The organism is bacterium, assembly GCA_016873475.1.
Lineage (GTDB): Bacteria > Krumholzibacteriota > Krumholzibacteriia > JACNKJ01 > JACNKJ01 > VGXI01.
In genome coordinates this window covers 1-1,578 of sequence record VGXI01000416.1, presented here as the reverse complement: position 1 = coordinate 1,578, position 1,578 = coordinate 1, and the positions used below count along the sequence as shown (strand labels likewise).

2 protein-coding genes are annotated in these 1,578 nt (G+C 74.5%); both read left to right on the top strand.

From position 1 onward, the window contains the following. On the top strand, positions 1 to 971 hold a 971-nt coding region (locus FJ251_16285), incomplete at its 5' end, for an anthranilate synthase component I (GenBank protein ID MBM4119258.1). Next, the gene (locus FJ251_16280) at positions 968 to 1,570 is read left to right on the top strand and encodes an aminodeoxychorismate/anthranilate synthase component II (GenBank protein ID MBM4119257.1); all 603 of its coding nucleotides are present in this window, start codon (positions 968 to 970) and stop codon (positions 1,568 to 1,570) included. The genes FJ251_16285 and FJ251_16280, both read left to right, overlap by 4 nt. Positions 1,571 to 1,578: the final 8 nt, after the last annotated feature.

The following is a 1,578-nucleotide window of genomic DNA, read 5'->3' as shown; positions in this document are numbered from 1 at the left end:
CCCCGCCCGCGCGCGACCCCGCCGCGGTGGCCACCGACCTCGACGACGCGGCCTACGCCGCGGTCGTCGCGCGCTGCCAGGCGCACATTCGCGCGGGGGACGTCTTCCAGATCGTGCCGAGCCGCAGCTTCTGCGCGCCCTGCGCCGAAGCGCCGCTGGCCGTGTACCGCCGCCTTCGCGCGCTGAACCCCAGCCCCTACATGTTCTTCCTGCGCCTGGGCGAGCTGACCCTGCTCGGCGCCAGCCCCGAGACGGCCCTCAAGGTGAGCCGCGCGCCGGCGTCCGGCGCGGCGGATGGCGTCTGGGATCTCTCCATCAGGCCCATCGCCGGCACGCGCCCGCGCGGCCGGCGGGGCGAGCAGATCGACCCCGATCTCGACTCGCGCTACGAGTCCGAGCTCAAGCTCGACGCGAAGGAGCTGGCCGAGCACGTCATGCTCGTCGACCTCGCGCGCAACGACGTCGCCCGCGTCAGCGAGCCCGGCAGCCGCCTCGCCGAAGCGCTCTTCGTGGTCGAGAAGTACAGCCACGTGCAGCACCTGGTGAGCCGCGTCACCGGCCGCCTCGCCGCCGGCCTCGATCCCCTGCACGCCTACCTCGCGACGATGAACATGGGCACGCTCACCGGCGCGCCCAAGGTGGAGGCGATGCGCCTGCTCCGCCGCTTCGAACCCACGCGGCGCGGCTTCTACGGCGGCGCCGTCGGCTACTACCTGCTCGACGGCGAGTTCGACACGGCGATCGTGATTCGCTCGCTGCTCCTCGCCGACGGCCGCGCGATCGCGCGGGCCGGCGCGGGCGTGGTCTACGACTCGCTGCCCGCGCGCGAGGCGGCCGAGACGCGGCACAAGGCCCGCGCGCCGCTGGCCGCGCTGGGGCTCGCGCCCGGCCTGCCCGAACCGGCCCCCGGGGGCGGGCCGCAGGTCGGCGCTGCGCCGCGGCGCCGGGGCGGCAAGGAGGCGCGGCCATGACCGTCCTCATGATCGACAACTTCGACTCCTTCACCTACAACCTCGTCGACGAGTTCGCCAAGCGCGGCGCGCGCGTGCTCGTCTACCGCGCGAGCGTGAGCCTCGCCGATCTCGAGGCAGTGATCGCCGACGAGGCGCCCGACCTGATGGTGATCTCGCCCGGGCCCTCGACGCCTGGCAAGGCGGGCGTGGGCCTGGAAGCCGTGCGTGCGCTGGCCGGGCGCCTGCCGATCTTCGGGGTGTGCCTGGGTCACCAGGTCATCATTGAGGCCTTCGGCGGCCGCGTGGGCCGCGCGCCCCTACCCGTGCACGGCAAGGCGAGCCCGGTCACGCACGAGGGCAGGGGCCTCTTCGCCGGCCTCGAGAGCCCGATGGCCGTGGGCCGCTACCACAGCCTCGTCGGCCTGGAGATCCCGGCCGAGCTCGAGGTGACCGCCCGCTGCGGCAAGCTGGTGATGGCCCTCGCCCACAAGACCCTGCCGCTGGTGGGCGTGCAGTTCCACCCCGAGAGCATCCTGACGCCGACCGGCGGGCTGCTCATCGAGAACGCCCTCGCCTGGGCCCGCGACTGGGCGGCGGCGCGCGGAGGCACGGCATGAGCCACCCC